At 65.3% G+C, this 19933-nt stretch carries 19 protein-coding genes and 2 pseudogenes; 11 read left to right on the forward strand and 10 right to left on the reverse strand.

From position 1 onward, the window contains the following. The first annotated feature begins 241 nt into the window (after positions 1–241). The 8 genes and pseudogenes from LOS78_RS11470 to LOS78_RS11505 all read left to right on the forward strand — a co-directional run bounded on the left by LOS78_RS11470 (position 242) and on the right by LOS78_RS11505 (position 6145). On the forward strand, positions 242–1201 hold the full coding sequence (locus LOS78_RS11470) for an aldo/keto reductase (RefSeq protein WP_230378297.1): 960 nt from the start codon (positions 242–244) through the stop codon (positions 1199–1201). A 117-nt stretch (positions 1202–1318) separates the two neighbouring features. Continuing rightward, the gene (locus LOS78_RS11475; RefSeq protein WP_230378298.1) at positions 1319–1684 is read left to right on the forward strand and encodes an AMP-binding protein; all 366 of its coding nucleotides are present in this window, start codon (positions 1319–1321) and stop codon (positions 1682–1684) included. 133 nt (positions 1685–1817) lie between these two features. Then, positions 1818–2575, forward strand: a protein-coding gene (locus LOS78_RS11480) for an IS5 family transposase (RefSeq protein WP_230378299.1) whose coding sequence is annotated in 2 segments (ribosomal slippage) — positions 1818–2133 and positions 2133–2575 — 759 coding nt in all. Because the reading frame shifts where the segments join, the coding sequence is not laid out codon by codon here. A gap of 115 nt (positions 2576–2690) precedes the next feature. Continuing rightward, positions 2691–3157: pseudogene (locus tag LOS78_RS22095) on the forward strand (AMP-binding protein); the annotation flags it as partial. A 68-nt stretch (positions 3158–3225) separates the two neighbouring features. Continuing rightward, positions 3226–4038, forward strand: a complete 813-nt coding sequence (locus LOS78_RS11490) for an AMP-binding protein (protein ID WP_256451361.1) — start codon at positions 3226–3228, stop codon at positions 4036–4038. Between the two features lie 28 nt (positions 4039–4066). Continuing rightward, entirely contained in the window at positions 4067–4411 is a 345-nt protein-coding gene (locus LOS78_RS11495; RefSeq protein WP_230378300.1) for an EamA family transporter, read from the forward strand. A 49-nt stretch (positions 4412–4460) separates the two neighbouring features. Continuing rightward, on the forward strand, positions 4461–5219 hold the full coding sequence (locus tag LOS78_RS11500) for an electron transfer flavoprotein subunit beta/FixA family protein (protein ID WP_230378301.1): 759 nt from the start codon (positions 4461–4463) through the stop codon (positions 5217–5219). Further along, complete coding sequence (locus tag LOS78_RS11505) at positions 5219–6145, forward strand: electron transfer flavoprotein subunit alpha/FixB family protein (RefSeq protein WP_230378302.1); 927 nt, start codon at positions 5219–5221, stop codon at positions 6143–6145. The genes LOS78_RS11500 and LOS78_RS11505 overlap by 1 nt, the downstream gene beginning before the upstream one ends. A 257-nt stretch (positions 6146–6402) precedes the next feature. Here the strand turns inward: LOS78_RS11505 and LOS78_RS11510 are convergent, their stop codons facing one another. The 9 genes from LOS78_RS11510 to LOS78_RS11550 all read right to left on the reverse strand — a co-directional run bounded on the left by LOS78_RS11510 (position 6403) and on the right by LOS78_RS11550 (position 16539). Further along, the gene (locus LOS78_RS11510; protein WP_230378303.1) at positions 6403–7851 is read right to left on the reverse strand and encodes an NAD-dependent succinate-semialdehyde dehydrogenase; all 1449 of its coding nucleotides are present in this window, start codon (positions 7849–7851) and stop codon (positions 6403–6405) included. Positions 7852–7903: 52 nt separating this feature from the next. Beyond that, positions 7904–8992: an ABC transporter ATP-binding protein gene (locus tag LOS78_RS11515; protein ID WP_230378304.1), complete on the reverse strand. Its 1089-nt coding sequence runs from the start codon at positions 8990–8992 to the stop codon at positions 7904–7906. Beyond that, entirely contained in the window at positions 8989–9789 is an 801-nt protein-coding gene (locus tag LOS78_RS11520) for an ABC transporter permease (protein WP_230378305.1), read from the reverse strand. Before LOS78_RS11520 ends, LOS78_RS11515 begins: the two co-directional genes overlap by 4 nt. Further along, positions 9789–10580: an ABC transporter permease gene (locus LOS78_RS11525; protein ID WP_230378306.1), complete on the reverse strand. Its 792-nt coding sequence runs from the start codon at positions 10578–10580 to the stop codon at positions 9789–9791. Before LOS78_RS11525 ends, LOS78_RS11520 begins: the two co-directional genes overlap by 1 nt. Positions 10581–10692: 112 nt before the next feature. Then, a complete protein-coding gene (locus LOS78_RS11530; RefSeq protein WP_230378307.1) occupies positions 10693–11700 on the reverse strand; it encodes an ABC transporter substrate-binding protein in 1008 nt (335 codons plus the stop codon). A gap of 61 nt (positions 11701–11761) precedes the next feature. Then, complete coding sequence (locus tag LOS78_RS11535) at positions 11762–13225, reverse strand: aldehyde dehydrogenase (protein WP_230378308.1); 1464 nt, start codon at positions 13223–13225, stop codon at positions 11762–11764. Beyond that, the gene (locus LOS78_RS11540) at positions 13225–14262 is read right to left on the reverse strand and encodes an LLM class flavin-dependent oxidoreductase (RefSeq protein ID WP_230378309.1); all 1038 of its coding nucleotides are present in this window, start codon (positions 14260–14262) and stop codon (positions 13225–13227) included. The genes LOS78_RS11535 and LOS78_RS11540 overlap by 1 nt, the downstream gene beginning before the upstream one ends. After that, entirely contained in the window at positions 14259–15965 is a 1707-nt protein-coding gene (locus LOS78_RS11545) for an alpha/beta fold hydrolase (RefSeq protein ID WP_230378310.1), read from the reverse strand. Before LOS78_RS11545 ends, LOS78_RS11540 begins: the two co-directional genes overlap by 4 nt. After that, the gene (locus LOS78_RS11550; RefSeq protein WP_058098621.1) at positions 15937–16539 is read right to left on the reverse strand and encodes an amino acid synthesis family protein; all 603 of its coding nucleotides are present in this window, start codon (positions 16537–16539) and stop codon (positions 15937–15939) included. The genes LOS78_RS11545 and LOS78_RS11550 overlap by 29 nt, the downstream gene beginning before the upstream one ends. Positions 16540–16706: 167 nt before the next feature. Between LOS78_RS11550 and LOS78_RS11555 the strand changes: the two genes are divergently transcribed. From LOS78_RS11555 to LOS78_RS11565, 3 genes are read left to right on the forward strand one after another with little or no spacing between them, the layout of a single operon-like run. Continuing rightward, complete coding sequence (locus LOS78_RS11555; protein ID WP_371824724.1) at positions 16707–17348, forward strand: GntR family transcriptional regulator; 642 nt, start codon at positions 16707–16709, stop codon at positions 17346–17348. Next, positions 17345–17644, forward strand: a complete 300-nt coding sequence (locus LOS78_RS11560) for a DUF1330 domain-containing protein (protein WP_230378312.1) — start codon at positions 17345–17347, stop codon at positions 17642–17644. The genes LOS78_RS11555 and LOS78_RS11560 overlap by 4 nt, the downstream gene beginning before the upstream one ends. Before the next feature lie 51 nt (positions 17645–17695). After that, positions 17696–18103, forward strand: a complete 408-nt coding sequence (locus LOS78_RS11565) for a carboxymuconolactone decarboxylase family protein (protein ID WP_062562153.1) — start codon at positions 17696–17698, stop codon at positions 18101–18103. Between the two features lie 313 nt (positions 18104–18416). On the opposite strand, the pseudogene LOS78_RS11570 reads toward LOS78_RS11565, so the two are convergent. Continuing rightward, a pseudogene (locus tag LOS78_RS11570) lies at positions 18417–19915 on the reverse strand (IS66 family transposase). Between the last annotated feature and the right edge of the window lie 18 nt (positions 19916–19933).

Consider the following 19933-nt stretch of genomic DNA (forward strand, 5'->3'; position numbering starts at 1 on the left):
GCTTCTCGGTTCGGCCATGATCGTCCTGTCCGGGCTGTTCATCATGTGGCGAAGCGGGTCCAAAGGGGCTTAGATTGCCGGAATCGCCGCATTGAGCATGAAACGTCGGTTCGGCGAACGGGCATCAGCGCCGTGCCTGGATGCCGCGTCGGTGCCGGGGGCCGCCGGTAATGAGGGCGCTTTCGCTTGACGGGCGAGGCCGGTCGCGCTTCCCTGCCGCGGCGCGGCACAGGAGGCAGGAATGGAACAGAGACGGCTGGGCGACCGCAATGTCGGCGCCATCGGCTTCGGCACGATGAGCTTTGGCGGCATGTTCGGCGCAACGGACGAGGCGACTTCGCTGGCCTGCCTCGATGCGGCGATGGATGCCGGAATCAGCCATTTCGACACGGCCAATATCTACGGCATGGGCGTATCGGAACAGATCATCGGCCGCTGGGAGCGTCGCGACCTGCATCTGGCCACGAAATGCGGTATCGTCAACGGGCCGCCGCGCGCGGTGCGCAATGACGAGCCCTATATCCGTCGATGCCTCGAGGAATCGCTGCGCCGGCTGAAACGCGAGCACGTGGATCTTTACTATATCCACCGCCGCCAGCCCGACATCCCTGTCGAGGACGTGGCCGGGACGATGTCGAAGCTGGTGCAAGAGGGAAAGATCGGCGGCTATGGCCTGTCCGAGATCGCGCCATCGACCTTGCGCCGCGCCCATGCCGAATATCCCGTGACCGCGGTTCAAAGCGAATTCTCCCTCTGGACGCGGCTGCCCCAGCTGGGCCTGATCCAGGCTTGCCGCGAGCTTGGCGTCGCCTTCGTCGCCTTTTCCCCGCTGGGCCGGGGGATGTTCGGGCGCGAACCGCTGAAACGGGATTTCCGGGCCGGCATCGATTTTCGCGAAACCAACCCGCGTTTCATCGAGCCGAACTTCTCGGCAAATATCGCCGCCATTGCGCCCTTCCGCGACTTCTGCGCCCAGCGGGGCTGGACGGTCCCGGGCGCGGCGCTGGCATGGGTTCTGGCGCAGGGGGATCACGTCGTTCCGATTCCCGCCACCCGGACGGCGGATCACCTTCGCGACTGGCAGGTTCCGGATCTTGCCGCTGCGGATATTGCGGAAATCGACCGTATCCTGCCTGCGGGGTTTGCCCATGGCGACCGCTATGGCGATCATCAGATGGCTTTCGTGGAGCGCTATTGCTGAACTCGGCGCTGGCCTTTTTTCGCTGCGCGTGGGCCTGGTGGCAGGCGGCCAAGGCGCAGTTTCGCCACAAGGCCGAGCCGCTGGACCTGACCCAAGCGGCCGGCAAGGCGGTGGGGCGTGCCCGGGTCTGCGGGATTTCCCAGGCAGCCCCGCCACGCTGACTTCATCTTCGGGCTGGCGGACCACGCTGCCTTTGTCTTTGGCACCCAAACCGTCACCTATGGCGAATTGGTTGATGAGGCGCGCCCGCTTGCCTCGGTGCTGCGCGACGCCGGGGTCGCAAAGGGCGACTGTGTGGCCGTGCTGTCGCCCAATCGGCCAGAGATTTTTTCGACCTATCTGGGCCTGACCATGAATGGTGCGGCCATCGTTCCGGTGAACGCGGAGTTTGCGCCTCATGAAATCCGCTATATTCTTGAGCACAGCGGCGCAAGGATGGTGGAAGGATGGTGGTCTGTGCGACCGAACTCGCCGATATCGTAGCAGAGGCGATTGGCTCCCTTGCCAGCCCGCCTGTGGTGGATGAATCTGGATGAGCTGACCTCTAGGCGGCGTCTTCATTTAAGGATTCCCATATTGCGTAAGTTCTGATTCAAGATCGAAAACGGAGGCGATCTTGAGCAGACGAACGCTGACTGACGCGCAATGGGAGCGGATCGGGCCTCTGCTGCCGGGCAAGGCCGGTGATCGAGGCCGCAGTAGCGCGGACAACCGGCTGTTCATCGACGCGGTGCTGTGGCTGGCACGGGGCGCCTCGCCCTGGCGCGACCTTCCGCCTGAACTGGGGCATTGGAAGAGCGTCTACACCCGGTTCCGCCGCTGGTCCCGCGCCGGGGTGTGGGGACGCCTTTTCAAGGAGTTGAGCGCCGATCCCGATTTCGAGTATGTGTTGATCGACGCGACCATCTCCAAGGTCCATGCCGATGCGACCTCGCAAAAAGGGGGCCTGAAGCTCACGCCATCGGCCGCTCCCGCGGCGGTCTGACGACCAAGATCCATGCGGCTGTGGACGCGCTCGGCCTGCCGGTCCGGTTCGCGATCACGCCGGGCCATTGGGCCGACAGCCCGCAGGCCGAGGGGCTGATCCGAGACCTGGCGGGCGTCGGCCATGTTATCGCCGACGCCGGATACGACACCGAGGCGCTGCGCAGGTTCATCGCCGATGACCTGCACGCCACCGCCCAGATCAAGCGCAACCGCAGCCGCGCCGGAAGCCGGCCGCTGGATCGGGCGCTCTACAAGGAACGCCATCTGGTCGAGTGCTTCTTCAACCGCATCAAACGGTTCCGCCGCATCGCGCTCCGCTGCGAGAAGACCGTCTCGTCCTTCAAAGCCTTCGTCGATCTCGCCTGCACTATGGCATGGATCGCCTAAATGAAGACGCCGACTAGGGCTTGGCAGTGTCCCATCTATACTGGGCCGCTGGCGGGGGGACGACGATCTGGCGCTGTTGTGCTATACCTCCGGCACAACCTCGACGCTAAAGGGGGTGGCGGCAAGCCATGCCAACGAACTGGCCTCGGGCCTGGCCTATAGCGGGATGATGGGCATCAACCCGCAGGACCGGATGCTGGTCATGCTGCCCTTATCCTTCAGCTATGCTTCCACGCTGCGACATATGTCGCGCTGCCCAGTGGGGCGACGGTCCTGTTGGCCGCAAGGGTTCATCCGCGTCTGGCGCTAGAGGCCATCGAGCAGTTGAGGTCCATCGTGTTTCTTAGGGTGTCAACGATATATGCCATGATGGCCGATGTCGCGTTGAAGAATGCGCGCCAATACGATACGTCATTCCTGCGCCTTGCAGCCTGCTCGGGCGCCGCGCTGCACGAGCAGGTCGTCACCGATTGCCGTGAGCGGCTGGGCTTTGTCGTCCGACCTTACTATGCCATGACTGAGGTGCGTCCCATCTTTTCCTTCGACCTGCGTGAGCAGCGCGAACCTTCCACTGGCTCGGTCGGGCGGCTGATCGCCCCGACCGAGATGCGGCTGGTCACCGAGACGGGCGATGATGCGCCGAGGGCCAGATGGGCGAGCTTTTGGTGCGCGGTCCCAGCTTTGCCGGCGCCTACTACATGGACCCCCAGCGCACGGCCGATGCGGTCATCGACGGATGGTTCCGCACCGGCGATCTGGTGTCCCGCGATGCCGACGGCTATTATTTCATTGTTGGCCGGACCCGCGACCAGATCATTTGTGGCGGAGCCAAGATCGCCCCGATCGAGGTCGAGGATGCCTTACTGACCCATCCCGGTATTGCCGCGGCGGCGGTCGTCGGCAGCCCGGTTCCCGTTTACGGTCAGGTCGTGAAAGGCGGTGATCGTAAAGGAGGATTCATCGCTGTCGGGGGAAGATGTTCTCACGTACTGCTCCGGGCGGATCGCCGAATACAAAGTATCGCGCATCATCACCTTCATGGATGCGCTACCCATTGCGCCGTCGGGGAAGATTCTCAAAACTGCACTGGTATAAAGGTCGTGGTCTCGGTTGTTTCAGATACCGGAGCAAGGATCCGTGGCGCGCTGGCCGGGCTAGCTGCCGCGACGATCTGGAGCGCATGGTATGTTCATGCCTGGCATGGTGTGACCGCAGGAGGTATGAACACCTATGATCTGGCCGCATTACGCTTTCTGGTAGCGACCCCGCTTTTGATGCTGATCTTGCGGCTTGCTCCCTCGGCACAAGTTACCGCTCGCTATCAGAGCAATTGGTGCGGGACCAGCCTTTGTCATCGTGGTCGGCAGTGGCTTTCTGTGGGCTCCGGCGAATTTCGGCGGTGCCATGACCGCCGTGTCAGGGGTAGCGCTCAGCCTGGCAGGTGGCAGGTTCATCCTGCATGAACGGCTGGGGCCGGTGCAGCAACTGGGAATGGTGATTGCCGTGGTCGGGCTGATCATTCTTGTTCTTGTTGCCGGGGCGAGCAGTCCCGGCCCCTTTGTCGCGGGCGGATTGCTGTGGGCGGCTTATGGTGTCGCCTTCAGGCTCAGTGGACTGTCCGCGCTTGAGGCCGTGACCTCGGTCGCCTTGCTGTCGGCGGCGATCTATCTTCCCGCGCTTGGAGCGACAAAGGGGGCGCTGTTTCAAAGCCTGGTTCCTGCCTTCACGCTGCTCCTGTCCTTTGCGTTTCTGAACAAGAGGACAGGAGGCGCCGAAATGATCGCCATCGGGATTATCCTGACCGGTGTGTATGCAGTCCTCAGGTTCTGCAGATAAAAAGAGCTTTGGCCGCCGACAACAGGGTCGGTGAAAAGGGGAGAGGCCGATGAAGCTCCTCGTGCCAGTGAAGCGCGTGATCGACTACAACGTGAAGGCGCGCGTGAAGAGCGACGGCTCCGGTGTCGATTTGGCGAATGTGAAGATGTCGATGAACCCGTTCGACGAGATCGCGGTCGAGGAGGCGATCCGTCTGAAGGAGAAGGGTCAGGCCGAGGAGGTGATCGCGGTCTCGATCGGCGTCAAGCAGGCGGCCGAGACGCTGCGCACGGCGCTGGCCATGGGCGCGGACCGGGCGATCCTGGTCGTCGCCGCGGACGACGTGCATCAGGACATCGAGCCGCTGGCGGTGGCGAAGATCCTCGCCGCGGTGGCCAAGGCCGAGGGCACCGAGCTCATCATCGCCGGCAAGCAGGCCATCGACAACGACATGAACGCCACTGGCCAGATGCTGGCGGCGATCCTGGGCTGGGCGCAGGCGACCTTCGCCAGCAAGGTCGAGATCGAGGGCGGCAAGGCCAAGGTCACCCGCGAGGTCGATGGCGGCCTCCAGACCATCGCGGTCAGCCTGCCGGCGGTGGTCACCGCCGACCTGCGGCTGAACGAACCGCGCTATGCCTCGCTGCCGAATATCATGAAGGCGAAGAAGAAGCCGCTCGACGAGAAGACCGCCGGTGATTACGGCGTCGACGTCGCGCCGCGGCTCGAGGTGGTCTCGGTGCGCGAGCCCGAGGGCCGCAAGGCCGGCATCAAGGTCGGCTCGGTGGACGAGCTGGTGGGCAAGCTGAAAGAAGCGGGGGTGATCTGATGGCTGTTCTGCTGCTTGGCGAAGTCACGAATGGCGAGCTGAACCGCGACGCGACGGCGAAGGCGGTGCAGGCGGTCAAGGCGCTTGGCGATGTGACGGTGCTCTGCGCCGGGGCCTCGGCGAAAGCGGCGGCCGAGGAGGCCGCGAAGATCGCCGGCGTGTCGAAAGTGCTGGTGGCCGAGGCCCCGCTCTACGGCCACCGCCTGGCCGAACCGACGGCGGCGCTGATCGTCGGCCTGGCCGGGGATTACGACCACATCGCCGCGCCGGCGACCACGGACGCCAAGAACGTCATGCCGCGGGTTGCGGCGCTTCTGGACGTGATGGTGCTGTCGGACGTCTCGGCCATCCTCGACGCCGAGACCTTCGAGCGGCCGATCTATGCCGGAAACGCCATCCAGGTGGTGAAGTCGCGGGACGCGAAGAAGGTCTTCACCATCCGCACCGCCAGCTTCGACGCGGCGGGCGAGGGCGGCGCGGCCAGCGTGGCCGAGACCGCCGCTGCCGCCGATCCCGGGCTGTCGGCCTGGGTCGCCGACGAGGTGGCCGAGAGCGACCGCCCCGAGCTGACCTCGGCCAGGCGCGTGGTCTCGGGCGGCCGCGGCCTCGGCTCGAAGGAGAGCTTCGCGATCATCGAAGAGCTGGCCGACAAGCTCGGCGCCGCGGTGGGCGCCAGCCGCGCGGCGGTGGATTCGGGCTACGCCCCGAACGACTGGCAGGTCGGGCAGACCGGCAAGGTGGTTGCCCCCGAGCTCTACGTGGCGGTGGGCATCTCGGGGGCGATCCAGCACCTGGCGGGGATGAAGGATTCGAAGGTGATCGTGGCGATCAACAAGGACGAGGAGGCGCCGATCTTCCAGATCGCCGATTACGGCTTGGTCGGCGACCTGTTCTCCGTCGTCCCGGAACTGACCGGGAAGCTCTGAGTAGGTTGAATCAGAGGAGTGACTACATGAGTCAGGAGCCGACTCCCTTCTCGTGGTCGGACCCGCTCCTGCGAGAGGATCAGCTGACCGGGGAAGAGCGGTTAACCCGCTAGACTCCAGCGCAGATATTTCGGAAGTGGCCTCGGTTCCGATTGAGGGTGTCACGTTCGGAAGAGCCTGGCTCAGTCCTCAGTTCGATCTATCGATTTTTTATTCTCAGTAGAGAAAATGACGCTCTGCCGAAGCCCTTTAGCCTTTCAAACCGACAGGCAGATGTATTTGATCTCGAGATAGTCCCCGATGCCGTAATGGCTGCCCTCGCGGCCGAGGCCGGATTGCTTGACGCCGCCGAAGGGCGCCACCTCGGTTGAGATCAGGCCGGTGTTCACGCCCACCATGCCGACCTCCAGCGCCTCGGCCACGCGCCAGACGCGGGACAGGTCGCGGGCGTAGAAATAGCCCGCCAGCCCGAATTCGCTGGCATTGGCCAGCGCCACCGCCTCGGCCTCGGTCTCGAAGCGCCAGACCGGGGCGACGGGGCCGAAGGTCTCCTCGCGCGCGATCTTCATCGAGGGCGTCATGCCGCACAGCACGGTCGGCTGGAAGAAGCTGCCGCCAAGCGCATGGCGCGCGCCGCCGGTGGCGATGGCCGCGCCATGCGCCCGGGCGTCGGCGATGTGGTCCTCGACCTTGGCCAGGGCCGCGTCGTTGATCAGCGGGCCGATCGCGACACCGTCGGCCTGGCCGTCGCCGACCGCCAGCGCCGCGACGCGGGCCGCGAGCTTCTCGACGAAGGAGTCATGCACGCCCGCCTGCACATAGATGCGGTTGGCGCAGACGCAGGTCTGGCCGGCATTGCGGAACTTGGCGGCCATGGCGCCCTCGACCGCCTCATCCAGGTCGGCGTCGTCGAAGACGATGAACGGCGCGTTGCCGCCCAGTTCCAGCGACAGCTTCTTGATCGTGTCCGCCCCCTGCCGCATCAGGATCTTGCCGACGCGGGTCGAGCCGGTGAAGGTGATCTTCGCGACCTTGGGATTGGCGCAAAGCTCGGCCCCCATGCCGGCGGCATCGAGGCCGGGCACGATGTTCAGGACCCCCACCGGAATGCCGGCGCGTTCGGCCAGCACGCCCAGCGCCAGCGCCGAAAGCGGCGTGAATTCCGAGGGCCGGGCGACCATGGTGCAGCCCGCCGCCAGGGCCGGGGCGATCTTGCGCGCCAGCATGGCATTCGGGAAGTTCCAGGGCGTGATCGCGCCGACGACGCCCACCGGCTGCTTCAGCACAATCAGGCGCTTGTCGGGCATGTGGCCGGTAATGGTGTCGCCGTAGACGCGCTTGGCCTCCTCGGCGAACCATTCGACATAGGATGCGCCATAGGCGATCTCGCCCCGCGCCTCGGCCAGGGGCTTGCCCATCTCGGCGGTCAGGATGCGGGCCAGGTCCTCCTGGTTGGCCAGGATCAGGTCGTGCCAGCGCCGCAGGATGGCGGCCCGGTCCTTGCCGGTGCGCGCCGCCCAGGGCTTTTGCGCGGCCTGGGCGGCGTCGATGGCCTGGCGAAGCTCGGCAATGCCCAGATCGGCTACCTGTGCCAGTTCCTCGCCGGTGGCCGGGTTCGTCACGCTGAAAACCTTGTCGGCCGAGACGTATGAGCCGTTGATGAAGGCGCTGCCGGTCAGCAGCGAAGGATCGTTCAGGTCAATCATTGCGGTTTCCGCTGTTGGCCGGTGCGAGGTGAGATCCGGCGGTGTGATGCGTTCATTCCTTGGTAAACACATGCGCATCCTGCGGCTGCCAGCGCACATGCAGCTTGTCCCCGCGGCTGACGCTGCCCATCATCGGATGGCCGAAGTTCAGCCGGATATAAAGCGGATCACCCCAGCTGGTGCGGGCAGTCACGGCGCTGTTGTTGCCCAGGAAAGTCACGTCCTCGATGGTCACGGGAAGCGAAGCGCCCGGCGGGCCCACCGTATCAGACAGGTCGATCCGTTCCGGGCGCAGCATCAGTTCGGCCTTGCCGCCCCGCGCGCCCGCGCCGTGCATCGGCACGTCGGCCAGATGGGTGCCGTCGGTGAAACGCAGCGTCGCGCGGCCTTCCTTCACCTCGGCCAGTTCTCCGGTCAGGAAGGCGCTGTCGCCGATGAAATCGGCCACGAAATGCGTGGCGGGACTGGCATAAAGCTCGGGTCCGGTGCCGACCTGCTCGATCCTGCCGCGGTTGAAGACGGCGATGCGGTCGGACAGGCGCAGCGCCTCTTCCTGGTCGTGGGTGACGTAGAGGATGGTCACGCCGGTCTGCTGGTGGATGCGGCGGATCTCATACTGGATTTCCTCGCGCAGCTTCTTGTCCAGCGCGGACAAGGGCTCGTCCATCAGCAGGACCGGAGGATCGTAGACCAGGGCACGGGCCAGGGCGACACGCTGCTGCTGGCCGCCGGACATGTTGGCGGGCATCCGGTCCTCGAACCCGTCGAGGCGCACCAGCGACAGGGCGCGCTTGACCTTGGCGGCGATCTCGGCTTGCGGTGCGCGGCGCACGCGCAGGGGAAAGGCCACGTTTTCGCCCACCGAAAGATGCGGGAACAGCGTGTAGCGCTGGAAGACCATGCCGATGTTGCGCTTGTGGGACGGCGTTTGCAGAATGGACTTGCCGCGCAGCCTGATGTCGCCAGCCGTCGGATCCTGGAAACCGGCCAGGATGTAGAGCGTCGTCGACTTGCCCGAGCCCGAGGGGCCGAGGAAGGTCATGAACTCGCCTTCGCCGATTTCCAGCTCGACATGGTCGGTGGCAACGACGTCTCCAAAGGTCTTGCGAATTCCGTTGATGTGCAGATAGGGGCTGGTCATCGGGATTTGCCTTTGCGGATCAGGGCGGCCGCGATCATCAGGACCACGGTCAGCAGGACGAGGAGGGTCGAGGCGGCGGCGATCACCGGCGTCAGGTCCTGGCGCAGCGTGGTCCAGACCTTGACCGGCAGGGTCTGCAGCGTAGGCGAGGCCATGAAGATCGCCAGCACCACCTCGTCCCAGGAGATCAGGAACGAGAAGATCGCGGCCGAGAACAACCCGTGGCTGATCGCGGGCAGGGTGACGCGGAAGCGTGCCTCCCAGGGGCTGGCGCCGCAGAGGATCGCGGCGTCCTCGATGGAGGGGTCGAAGGTTTCTAGCGCGCCCGAGATGGTGATGATCGAGAAGGGCAGGGCGACGATCAGATGCGCGATGACGAAGCCCACCAGCGTGCCGTTCAGACCCAGCCGCAGGAAGGCGGCGTAAAGCGCGACGGCGATGATGACCACCGGCAGGACCATCGGGGTCAGGAAGAATCCGCGCAGCACCGCGCGCCCGCGGAACCGGCCGCGCACCAGCGCCAGCGAGGCCAGCAGGCCGATGGCGACGGAGAGCACCATGACGATGGCGGCGATCTTGGCCGAGGTGAAGGCGGCCTGCAGCCAGCGCGGATCGGCGAAAAGCTCGCCATACCATTTCAGCGTCCATCCCGGTGGCGGAAAGATCAGCCAGCGCGAATTGCCGAAGGACAGCGCGACGATGAACAGGATCGGCAGCAGCAGGAACAGCGCCATCAGCGCGCAGATACCGGACAGGATCCAGCGCCAGGCGCCCAGCTTGTCGAAATTCATCAGCATCAGCGGGCCTTTCCTTCGAACAGGCGCAGTTGCAGGGCATAAAGCGCCAGGGTGACGACCAGCAGGATGAAGGCGGCGGCGCCCCCCATGCCCCAGTTCAGGAGGCTCTGCACCTGCTGCACGATCAACTCGGCCAGCATCATGTTGGCGGTGCCGCCCAAGAGCGAGGGGGTGACGAAATAGCCCAGCGACATGACGAAGACCATCAGCGCCCCCGAGGCGATGCCGGGCGTGGCCAGCGGCAGCAACACCCGCCGTAACGCCTGCCCCTTGGTCGCACCGCAAAGCGCGGCGGCCTGCAGGATCGCGGGGTCGATCTTCTTGATCACGCCGTAGAGCGGCAGGATCATGAAGGGCAGCATGATATAGACCATGCCGATGGTGACGCCGATCAGGTTGTTGGTCAGCTGCAGCGGTTGGTCGATGATGCCGGTGGCCATCAGCATCCGGTTGACCAGCCCGGTCTGTTGCAGAAGCACCATCCAGGCGTAGGTGCGCGCCAGCAGGTTCGTCCACATCGACAGCAGGATGATGGCGAAGACCACGGCCGCGACGCGGGACGGCATGATCGCCAGTGCCCAGGCCACCGGAAAGGCAATGAGCGCGGTGATCAGGGTGACGAGGCCCGAAACCAGGAAGGTGTTGAAGAATATCCTCAGATAGGTGGCCGAGCCGAGCAGGGTCTCGTAATTCTGCAGGCCCGGCACCGGTTCGGTCACCGAACGGCTCAGAAGCGCCGCGACCGGGATCACGAAGAACGCCAGAAGCAGCAGCAGGGCGGGCATGGCCATGCCAAGACCCGATCCTCGCCGGGCGGGTGTCAGGAAGGACAGCATCGGTCACCTCAGCAGAAAGAGACGGGATGGCGCAGCCCGCGAAAGCGGACTGCGGCGGGGCGACGGGTCATTCCGCCTGCCAGGCATACCAGCGGTTGCCGATCTCATCGCGATGCTCGGCCCAATAGGCCATGTCGGCATTGATCTGGTTGGCGGTCTGCGCGTCGGGCAGGGTGGCGCGCAGATCGGCCTCCATCAGCGCCGGCGAGTCGAGATTGATCGGGGCGTAGCCGGTCTTGGTTGCGAAATCCGCCTGCGCCTTGGCGCTGGTCGCCTCGGCGATGAAGGCCATCGCGGCCTCCTTGTTCCTGGCGCCCTTGGGCACGACCAGGGCATCGGCGGCGGTGATGTTGTCCTGCCAGCTGATGCCGACCGGCATTCCATCCGCTTGCAGCGCGGCCAGGCGGCCGTTCCAGAACAGCCCGATCGGCGCCTCACCCGAGGCCAGCAACTGCTGGCTTTGCGCGCCGCCTTCCCACCAGATGATGCTGGACTTGATCGTGTCCAGCTTCTTGAAGGCGCGGTCGAGGTCCAGCGGATACAGCTGGTCGGCCGGCACGCCGTCGGCCAGCAGCGCCGCCTCGATCACGCCCGGGGCGGACCATTTGTAGAAGGTGCGCTTGCCGGGGAATTTCTCGGTATCGAACAAGTCGGCCATGGTCTGCGGCTGGCTGTCGCCGGAGAAGTTCGCCGGGTTCCAGCCGATCACGAAGGAATAATAGAACGATCCCACCGCGTAATCCGACACGAAGCGCGGGTCCAGCTTGGCCTTGTCGATGACGTTGAAGTCGAGCGGTTCGAGCAGCCCGGCCTTTCCGGCCTGAAGCGCCCAGTCGAATTCGGTGTCGACGACGTCCCAGGCGACGGCGCCGGCCTCGACCATGGCCTTGATCTTGCCGTAGTCGGTCGGCCCGTCCTGAAGGACGGCGGTGCCGGATTTTTCGGTAAAGGGCGCGGCCCAGAACTCCGTCTGCGCATCCTGCGTCGTGCCGCCCCAGGAGGTGAAGACCATCTGCTGGGCGTTGGCTGCACTGGCCGCCATGGCGACGAATGCGACTGCGAGAAGCGATTTCATTTGCATTGTCAGTCTCCACTGTTGGTTGGTTGCGATTGTTGCCCGGCTTGTCCGGGTTCGTTCAGCGCATCACGAAAGGGTCGGGGATCGGATCGTCCGAGGTTCGCAGCCACACCGTCTTGACGGTCGTATAGTCCAGCGCCGCCGCCAGCCCGCCCTCGCGTCCATGCCCCGACAGCCCATGCCCCCCAAAGGGCGCGATGGGCGAGACTGCGCGATAGGTGTTGACCCAGACCACGCCGGCGCGGATGCCGCGGATCATCCGGTGCGCTCGCGTCAGGTCGCGGGTAAATACGCCCGAGGCCAGGCCATAGGGCGTGCCGTTGGCGATGCGCAGCGCGTCTTCCTCGGTGTCGAAGCCGACGACGGAAAGCACCGGGCCGAACAGCTCTTGGGTTACGCAGGGCGCATCGGGCACGGCGCTGCAATCAAGGATCGTTGGCGGGTAATAGAAGCCCTCGCCCTCTGGCGACTGCCCGCCGGTGATCAGCCTGGCCCCGATGGCGACCGATGCGGCGACGATCTCCTCGATCCGGGCGCGCTGGCGCAGGGTGCAAAGCGGCCCGACCTCGGTGGATATGTCGCCCGGGGCGCCGATGCGCACCGCCTCGGCCTTGGCCTTGAGCCGCGCCAGCATCTCGTCCTTGATGCCGTTCTGCACCAGAAGGCGCGAGCCGGCGACGCAGCTTTGGCCGGTCGCGGCGAAGATGCCGGCGACCTGGGCATTGGCGGCACTGTCCAGATCGGCGTCGTCGAAGACGATAAAGGGCGATTTGCCGCCCAGCTCCAGCGAGGTGCGCGACAGGTTCTCGGCCGAAGCGCGCACGATATGGCGCGCGGTTTCCGGCCCGCCGGTGAAGGCGATATGGGCGACCAGCGGATGCGTGGTCAGCGCCTTGCCGGCCTCGGGTCCGCCGGTCAGGATATTGACGACTCCCGGCGGAAAGCCTGCCTGCTGGACCAGCCGCGCGAATTCCAGCAGCGGCGCGGGCCCGTCCTCGCTGGCCTTCAGCACCGCCGTGCAGCCGGCGGCCAGCGCCGGCCCCAGCTTGACCGCCGACAGGAACAGCTGACTGTTCCAGGGCACGATGGCGGCGACGACGCCGACGGGTTCACGCCGGAGCCAGACCTCCATGTCGGGCTTGTCGATGGACAGGTGGGCGCCCTCGATCTTGTCCGCCAGACCGGCATAATAACGATAATACTCGGCCACATACGCGATCTGCGCGCTGGTCTCGCGGATGATCTTCCCGGTGTCCCGGGTTTCCAGCTCGGCAAGGTGCGGAGCCGCCTCGGCCACCAGATCGGCCAGCCGCAGCAACAGCTTGCCGCGCGCGCTGGCGGTCAGCCCCGCCCAGTCCGGCGCGTGAAAGGCGCGATGGGCCGCGCGCACGGCGCGGTCCACATCCGCCGCGCTGGCATCGGGCATTCTGGCCCAGGGCGCACCGGTGGCGGGGTCGAGGCTGTCGAAGCTGCTCGCGCCGTTCTCGAAGGCGCCGTCGATATAATGCTGGAACCGTTCCATCACGCGAAGGCCGGCATGACGTCGCCAAGGAAGCGTTCCAGCGAAGCGCGCTTGCGCTCGAAGCTCATCCCGCTGTCGATCCAGAAGCTGAACTCGTCATAGCCAAGCGCCTCGTAGGATTTGATACGCTCGATGACCTCCGGCGCTTCGCCGACGATCTGGTTCTTGCGCATTGCCTCGGGCGAATAGAAGGGGTGCTTCGCGGCCTCGGCGGGGGTGATCGTCTCGATCAGGCCCATCGAAATCGGCTTCTCGTTTTTGAACCAGGCACCGAAATAGTTGTAGAACATGTTCAGCTCTTCGGCGCCGCGCTGCGCATCCTCCTCGCTGTCGGCGACATAGGTATGGCGCAGGACCATGATCTTCGGGCGGGGCCGGCCGGAATGCTTTTCGCAGGCGGCGTTGAAACGCTCCATCAGGCTGACGACCTCCTCGTCGCCCTGATGCAGGGGCGTGACCTGGACGTTGCAGCCGTGCTCGACGGCAAACTCATGGCTGTTCGGATCGCGTGCCGCGACCCAGATCGGCGGATGCGGCTGCTGCACCGGCAGGGGCGAGGAGGTGGTCCTGGGAAATTGCCAGAATTCGCCCTGATGTTCGTAATCGCCCTGCCAGAGCTTCTGGATCGCGGGGATCAACTCGCGCATCCGCTGACCCGCGCCCCAGGCATCAAGCCCCGGCAGCATCCGCTCATATTCGAAGCTGTAGGCGCCGCGGGCGATGCCCAGGTCCAGCCGCCCTCCGGTGATGAGATCGGTCATCGCTGCCTCGCCCGCCAGCCGGATCGGATGCCAGAAGGGCGCGATCACCGTCCCGGTTCCAAGACGGACGTTCTTGGTCTGCCGGGCGATGTCGACCAGGTTCAGGAACGGGTTCGGAGAGATGGTGAAGTTCATCCCGTGATGTTCGCCCGTCCAGATGGCATGCATTCCGCCTTCGTCGGCGATACGGCAAAGCTCCAGCATCTCCTGATAGAGCTTCTTCTGGTCCTCGTCCGGCGAGACGCGCTCCATATGGATGAAGAGTGAGAATTTCATGCCCCTGCTCCCTGTTTATGCGTGACCTGACCTTCGATATGCGATCCGAAATAGACGCCGTAATTGCCAAGCCGTGATTCCGCCGCCAGCCGATCCAGCATCGACCGGGTGGCTGGATCGCTGACGGATTTCAGATGATCCGATTCCAGCGGGACAAAGCGTCCCTTCCGCGCATCGGTCGAGGTCGCCGGGCAGCGGAAGGCGATGTGCTGGCGGCCGGGCGCCGCGCCGTCGTAGACGGCATAGATCTCGCCCGGCGCGGCGTCGGGGGCGCTATCGCGCAAAAGCTGTGTCAAGGCGGCTTGCACGCCCTCGCGCCCGACCCGAGCTTCGGGCAGCGCCAGCCCGCCCTGTCCGTCCTCGACCAGCAGGACTTCACCCCAGGCCTCGACGATGGCGGCTATCATCACGTCAGGGCCGGTCGGCAGTTGCGCTGCGGTCTGCGCAGGCGTGATATAGGCGCCGCGGTAATATCCCAGGCCGGGCTCTTGCGAGGCGGCGAAGCCTTTGATCTCGCCGATCAGGATGGCGTGATCGCCCGCTTCGACCAGTTGCGAAAGCCGGCAGTCGAACCAGGCCGAGACGCCCGAGAGCACCGGCGACCCTGCCGGGCCGGGCGACCACTCCACCGTAGCAAAGCGATCCTCGACCGGGCGGGCGAAAGTGCCCGAGACATCCTTCTGGCTTTCCGCCAGCACGTTGATCGCGAAATGGCCCGCATTCACGAAATGCCCGAAGTTGCGCGATGTCCTGGCGATCGAAACCAGCAGGAGCGGGGGATCCAGCGAAACCGAAGAAAAGGAGTTGGCGGTGAAACCCAGCGGCATGCCTTCCGACGTGGTGGTCACGACCGTCACACCCGTCATGAAGCAGCCGAAGGCGTCGCGCAGCGCGCGGGGATCGAATGGCGTCATATTGGTTTCGTCCCATCTGAGCCAGTTTGTCAGGGCATCGTTCACGATGTAGGGTGCCGTCATGTTCACCATATGGCGATGCCCGGCGACGATCAGCGCACGGCCCAAGGGGATCGCATCGGCCATCTCGTGGCTCATCTGCGCGCTGGAGTTGCGGTCGCCGTCACCGGTCAGCACCAGCGTCGGGCAGGCGATTTCAGCCAGTCGGTCGGCATAGATCGTATCGCCCTCGGCAAAGGCGCGGTAAGCAGTGGCGTAACCCTGCGGGTCGATACCGTCCAGCCAGTGCGCCACCTTGTTGCGGATGGCGACCTGATTGGGGCCGAACCAGCGGATCAGCGGTGCTTCGTTGTCACCTTCGCCGCGGGCGATCTCGTCGGCGCGGGCCAGGACGGCGGCGCGAGCCTCGGGCGAGCGGCGATGGACCGCGTTGAGCAGTGCCAGGCGCCGGACCAGGTCGGGACGCTCGACCGCCAGGCCAGCCGCGACCAGCGCCCCCATGGAATGGCCGGCCAAATTGACCGGCCCAAGTCCCAGCGCCTCGACCAGACGCGCCGCCCAAGCGACGAAATCTGGCAGGTGCGCGTCTGCCGGCAGCGGGGACGAGGCACCATGTCCCGGCATGTCCACCGCGATGACATGGTGATGGGCGGACAGAGCATCTATCTGCGGCTCCCAGGCCTCGGCCCGCATGCCGACGCCATGGATCAGCAGCAAGGGCTCACCGCGCCCGGCCTCGATCAGCCGGACGGTGGCGCCGTCAGACAGCGGCAGGGTTCGAGACATCATGGCCCAGATCCTTCAGATCCTGATAGCGGTCTCCGATGCGGTGATGCGGGCGCCCGCCGATCGAGGCACCAAGCGCGACGACGATCTCGTCGGCGGCCGGGGCATCCGGGATCGCGAACTGGATCGTCAGATAATGCGAGCGGCGGCCCTCGTCGTTCTTGTCCATCAGCGGGATCATGATCGGGGCGTTCGCCGGGCCGCGGGTGTTGGTGAAGGCCAGATAGGATTTCGCCCCCACCGCGCTGCGGTAATGGTTGCCGAAGCGCAGCGTGTGGATCAGCGCGCTGGCATGCTCGACCTCGCCATCGAGGCCGACCACGGCGGCCTTGCCATAGGCTTCGACCTTGCCGCCGCCGCCGGCGGCCTCGATCACCATATCGGTCAGCAACTCGCCGAGGATGGGGGCGACGGCGTGGATTTCCGGCTTGAGGTCGTCGACATAACCGCGCCCCGCCCAAGGGTTCTTCAGCACGGCGGCGGCAGTGATCAGCTTCAAAGGCTGCGGCGCGGCGCGACCGCCTTCGATCAGCGTGGTCTCGATATTCAGCAAGGTCTTGCGGATTTCCGCTGTCATGGCAGCCCCCAGAGCGATTCGATGATCGGAAGATGGTATACCAACATGTCATATGTCAATATGAGATTGTATTGGCATTCCAGCTGCGCTAGTCTCGCACCATGACAAATGAACAACCCGCCAGCCTGCGCATCGAGCATGTGCCCCAGACGCTTCGCGAGCTTGCGGTGGAGCGCTTGCGCGCCGCGATCATGTCGGGGCGCTTTCCGTCCGGTTACCGGCTCGTCGAACGGACGCTGGTCGATCAGCTGGGCGTCTCGCGATCCGTCATCCGCGAGGCGATCCGCTATCTGGAGGCCGAGGGCCTGGTCGAGATCCGGCCCCGGCAAGGGCCGATCGTCGCGACCCTCGACTGGGACAAGGCCCGGCAGATCTATGACATCCGCCTGCGGCTGGAGGCGGCGGCGGCGGCGGATTGCGCCAGGCTTCTCGACGCGTCTGCCCGTGCCGATCTGCAGGCCGCGCTTCAGCGCCTCAAGGAAGCCTTTCTATCCGACGATCCTCAGGTGCTCTATGATGCGACGACGCGGTTTTACGAGGTTATCTTCGTCACCGCCGGGCATCACATCGCCTGGGAGATCGTCCAGCGCCTCAACGGGCGCATTTCGCGACTTCGGGCGCTGACACTGGCCTCGACCGACCGGCATGTATCGGGGCAGGCCCGGATGCAGCGCATTGCCGAGGCGATTTTCGCGCAAGATCCGGACCGGGCAAGCGAAGCCGTGCGCGAGCATCTGACCGAAGCCGCGGAAATCGCGAGCAAACTGCTGCATGTGGCCAATGAGGGCGCTCGAAGGACGGGGCAATGAGTGCATATTGGATCGCCCACGTGACTGTTCACGACCCGGCGGCCTATGCCGGGTATCAGGCGCTGGCTCCCAAGGCCTTCGCGAAGTTCGGTGCAGAGTTCCTGGCTCGCGGCGGCGCATCCGAGACCTTGGAAGGTCCCGTCCTCCAGCGCCATGTCGTGATCCGGTTTCCCGATCTGGCCCGTGCCCGCGACTGCTTTTATTCTCGGGAATATCAGGAAGCACGTGCTTGCCGCGATGGCGCATGCGAAGCGCATGTCGTGATTGTGGAAGGCGCTTCGGACCCGTCGTCCTGATGCGGGTTGGCTTGGAAGCCGGTGAATGACCAAGTGAGAAGGGATAGCGCGATGGCCGAAGATCAGGAACTGTTCGACAAGGGCCTGCCGATCCGGCGCGAGGTGTTGGGCGCGGACTATGTCGACAGTTCGATGCAGCGGGCGGACGACTTCATGATGTCGTTTCAGCGGGCGACCACGGCTTGGGCCTGGGGCTGGGCCTGGGGCGATCCGACCCTGGACCGCAAGACGCGCAGCCTGCTGAACCTTGCCATGCTGACCGCGCTAGGCCGCACCCCCGAGATCAAGCTGCATGTGCGGGGTGCACTGAACAACGGCGTCACCGTGGACGAGATCCGCGCTACATTGCTGCATGCCACGGCTTATTGCGGCATCCCGGCCGGCCTTGATGCCTTCAAGGCGGCGCATGAGGTCCTGTTGGCCGAAGGGGCCGTTCCCAAGCCGGATGCAGGCGAGTAGTATGCATCATGTTTCCCGCCCGCAGCCGAGTATCTCGCCAGTCCCTGCGGAGCGATAAAGAATCTTTCCCTCTCCCCCTCCCTTTGGTACGTCCATTTTGATTGTTGGTGATGGATTGGACGTCCCGGCAGTATCGTTGTGTCAAGGTAGGTGTTGACGATCTGCCTGCGACCCTTTCTGGAGTCGGCGCCGGCGTCCTGATCGTCGGTGTGCTTACGCTTGGCTTCTATGTCGCATCCGAGTTTCTGGGCGGACCCAAGGACCAGATGGTCAGCTATTTCGTCTCATCCACCGTAACCGTCCGGCCTGACCGCTACCCGTTCCATCGCCAGGGCAGCAGGTCGTCGACCTTGGTGATCCTGTAGTCTGGGATGCGGGCGATGGTGTCGGCGAGCCAGGCGTGGGGATCGATTGCGTTGAGCTTGGCGGTTTCGATCAGCGTGTAGGCGATGGCAGCTGTCTTGCCGCCCGCTTCTGATCCGAAGAAGAGGTAGTTCTTCCGCCCGAGGGCTATGGCGCGCATTGCGCGTTCGGCGGCGTTGTTGTCGAGCTCGAGGATGCCGTGATCAAGGTAGGGGGCAGGCGCTCCATGCGAGTTAGCGCATAGCGGATGGCGGCCGCGAGTGGGGATTTACCCGAGATCGTGGTGAGCTGCATGGCCAGCCAGACCTCGAGATCGTCGAAGACCGGGGCGGCATGGGCGCGGCGGAGTTGCGCGCGAGGGTCAGGCGGCGAGCCTCGGGCCTCCTTCTCGACGGCGTAGAGCTGGGCGATCCGGGCGATGGCCTCTTCGGCGATGGGGGACGCCTGCGACCGGTGGATGTCGACGAACTTGCGCCGGACATGAGCCATGCAGGCAACTTCGCGGATGGCTCCGGAGCGATAGAGGTCCTCGAACCCGGCATAGCCATCGGCATGCATCCAGCCGCGGAACCGGGCGAGGTGATCCTTGGGGTGCTGGCCCTTCCGGTCGCCGGAGAACCGATACCATGCCGCTGGTGGAGCATCCCCGCCCCAGGGGCGCTCGTCACGGGCATAGGTCCAGAGCCGCGCGGTCTGGGTCTTGCCGGTGCCCGGCGCCAGCATCTGAACGGGCGTGTCATCCACGAAGATCGCTTCGGCCGACAGGACATGGCGCCCGATGGCCTCGGACAGCGGTTCCAGCAGGGCGGTGGTCTTGCCGACCCAGTCCGCCAGAGTAGAGCGGTCGAGGTCGATACCTTCGCGCTCGAAGATCTGGCTCTGGCGATAGAGGGGAAGATGGTCGGCATATTTACTGGCCAGGACATGGGCCAGCAGGCCAGGCCCGGGACGGCCGCGCTCGATGGGGCGCGTCGGCAGCGGGGCCTGGACGAACCGTTCGCAGCAGGCGCAGGTCAGCCGGGGCCGCACGATCCGGTTCACGATGAAGCGTCCCGGCACATACTCCAGCTCTTCGGTCACATCCTCGCCGATCCGGCGCAGCCGCCCGCCGCAATCGGCGCAGGCCTCGGCGCCCGGGGTCAGTTCCACTTCCATCCGCGGGATGTGATCCGGGATCGGCCGGCGCTTGGGGCGGTCCTTCTCCTCGATGTCCGGCAGCTTCATCCGCGCCGTCATCGCGGCAGCGGCGATCTCGCTGGTCTCGAGCGCCAGTTGCAGCTGCTCGGCCGTCTCCGACGAGGCTCCGAACCGCTGCGCCCGGTGCCCGGCCAACTGGTGGCGCAGCTTCTCGATCAGGATCGCCTGCGCCTTCACCTCGGCCAGAAGCCGCGCGGTGAAGCTGCGAAGCTCCTCGGGGTCGTCCGGCAAGGTCAGGGTGTGATCGAGCATGGGAGAAGTCTATCTCAC

The organism is Paracoccus sp. MA, from assembly GCF_020990385.1.
GTDB lineage: Bacteria > Pseudomonadota > Alphaproteobacteria > Rhodobacterales > Rhodobacteraceae > Paracoccus.